The 1,808-nt window shown below is 56.6% G+C and carries 3 protein-coding genes and 1 pseudogene; 3 read left to right on the top strand and 1 reads right to left on the bottom strand.

Going from position 1 to position 1,808, the window contains the following annotated elements:
• Positions 1-476 (bottom strand): calcium-binding protein (locus tag J1C49_RS21410; protein ID WP_370639447.1); only part of this gene is annotated, 476 nt, incomplete at its 3' end.
• Positions 477-706: 230 nt separating this feature from the next.
• On the opposite strand from J1C49_RS21410, the pseudogene J1C49_RS21800 reads away from it, so the two are divergent.
• From J1C49_RS21800 to J1C49_RS21400, 3 genes and pseudogenes are all read left to right on the top strand, one after another.
• A pseudogene (locus tag J1C49_RS21800) lies at positions 707-964 on the top strand (tyrosine-type recombinase/integrase); the annotation flags it as partial.
• Complete coding sequence (locus J1C49_RS22015; RefSeq protein ID WP_370639448.1) at positions 936-1,313, top strand: tyrosine-type recombinase/integrase; 378 nt, start codon at positions 936-938, stop codon at positions 1,311-1,313. The pseudogene J1C49_RS21800 and the gene J1C49_RS22015, both read left to right, overlap by 29 nt.
• Positions 1,220-1,534 carry a WGR domain-containing protein gene (locus J1C49_RS21400; protein WP_227447846.1) on the top strand — a complete coding sequence of 105 codons (315 nt, stop codon included), beginning with the start codon at positions 1,220-1,222 and terminating at the stop codon, positions 1,532-1,534. The genes J1C49_RS22015 and J1C49_RS21400 overlap by 94 nt, the downstream gene beginning before the upstream one ends.
• Positions 1,535-1,808 lie beyond the last annotated feature (274 nt).

The following is a 1,808-nucleotide window of genomic DNA, read 5'->3' as shown; positions in this document are numbered from 1 at the left end:
AGAACGTCGTTGCCCGTACTGCCTTCGATCTTGTCGAACCCCGCGCCGCCATCGATCTGGTCCAGCCCACCCCCTGATCCATAGATCGAGAAGGTGTCATCGCCGTCGCCGCCGCTCAGCGTGTCATTGCCGCTGTTGCCGTAGAAACTATCGTTGCCATCACTGCCACTGAAGTTCTCAGAACCGCTGCTGCCGGTAAAGGTGTCATTTCCGGAAGCGCCAACGATCGAGAAATACTCAAACTCTGTCGGTAACCCCAACTGTGCATCGACGGGGCCGCTCGCGCTGGCATCGCCAACGACAAAAGTAGTCGTGCCATCGCTGATCGACAGTTTCCCAGTGTTCGACACCATCGAAAGCTGAAATGAACTTGGCAGCCCGGAAAAATCGAGGACGTGGCCGTCGGCGGATTCCGCAATTGTGTTCCAAAAGTTGGCATCATTCCAATTGGATGGATCAATCAGATAAACTGTCATGGGCTGTCTCTTGATGTTGGACACCCAAGCTACGCCGCAGCATTTAAAAAAATACTTAGCGACGATGTGTTACAGGTGAATCTGACCGATAGCGGACATCGCTTCCAGACACCTAAACTTAACACTGTAGGTAATTCTGTTTACATCACACGCCGTTGACGCGGGGCAGGGGTGTGCATAAGGGGCGATCTTTACTCGCGCAGTAAACACTATTCGGGTATAGTGTTCATATGAGCGAAATGACCCTCTATGACCGCGACGGCAATCGTCTCTACCTCAATGCTGAAGAGAGGGCGGATTTCCTGGCCGCCGCACGCCGTCGGCCTGCACGTGACCGCACGATCTGCGAGACGCTGCATTACACCGGCTGTCGTCCTTCTGAGCTGATCGAGCTAACGCCCGCGCGTGTCGATCTGGCCGGGGGCACCGTGGCGATCCGCAGTCTAAAGAAGCGCAAGGATGCTCCTGGCAAACAGAAGGTGGTGTATCGGACGGTGCCCGTTCCGCCGGACTACCTGGACACGCTTAACACCGCGCACGGCATTCGTGAGGCCCAGAAATCCCGCAAACTGGCAAAAGGCGCCGATCTGGCCGCTTGGCCGGGTGCGGGTTTGGCAGATCGTGAAGGATGTGATGATCGAGGCGGGTATCCCGGACGCGCCGCATCGGTCGCCCAAAGGGCTCCGCCATGGGTTCGGGATCAACGCCACCGTCAACGGCATTCCGCTGCACATGGTCCAGAAATGGATGGGCCACGCGCAGCTTGGCACCACCGCAATCTACGCAGACGCCGTAGGCAAAGAAGAACAGGACATTGCGGCGAGGATGTGGGGGTAGGGAACATATATCTGATCCGTACAGAGCCTGAAGCCAATCTACATCGCTTTTACCGCGTGGATATCGTGCCTGGTCTGTTTGGTAACTGGGGCCTCATTCGCGAGTGGGGCAGGGTGGGTCAGGGCGGACAGACACGCACCGACTGGTTCGACACCGAGGCAGATGCCAAAGACGCCCGGTTCGAGCTGCACATGAAGAAGGCCAAGCGAGGCTACGAGTAGCCTTTGCGGTTATGTCTTTCTCCCACAAAACCGGACCATAAGACCGACCAGGAGAGGGTTATTGAGCATGGCGAGAATGCGCCCCTCTTGCAGGGTCGTGCTGAAGCCAAAGGGTCCGATCACGCTACACCGGTCGCAGCCTGCTGTGGGGCATGAGGCATAGCTGTTTCCCAAAACGAGTTAGCAACTGTATTTCTCAGACAGTCTGAGAAGTCCATTTTTGTCCTGACTTGACGAGGGCATTTGCGATTGTGGTGAGTTTTCGAGCGACGGC

The organism is Cognatishimia sp. F0-27 (assembly GCF_020667845.1).
In the GTDB taxonomy this organism is placed as follows: Bacteria; Pseudomonadota; Alphaproteobacteria; order Rhodobacterales; family Rhodobacteraceae; genus JAFMPQ01.
Note: the sequence above shows the minus strand (reverse complement) of the source record. Positions and strands in the feature narration are given on the sequence as shown.

Coding starts and splice junctions, on each gene's coding strand:
- J1C49_RS21400 (WP_227447846.1), top strand. CDS start 1,220: ATGGATGGGCCACGCGCAGCTTGGCACCACCGCAATCTACGCAGACGC.
- J1C49_RS22015 (WP_370639448.1), top strand. CDS start 936: ATGCTCCTGGCAAACAGAAGGTGGTGTATCGGACGGTGCCCGTTCCGC.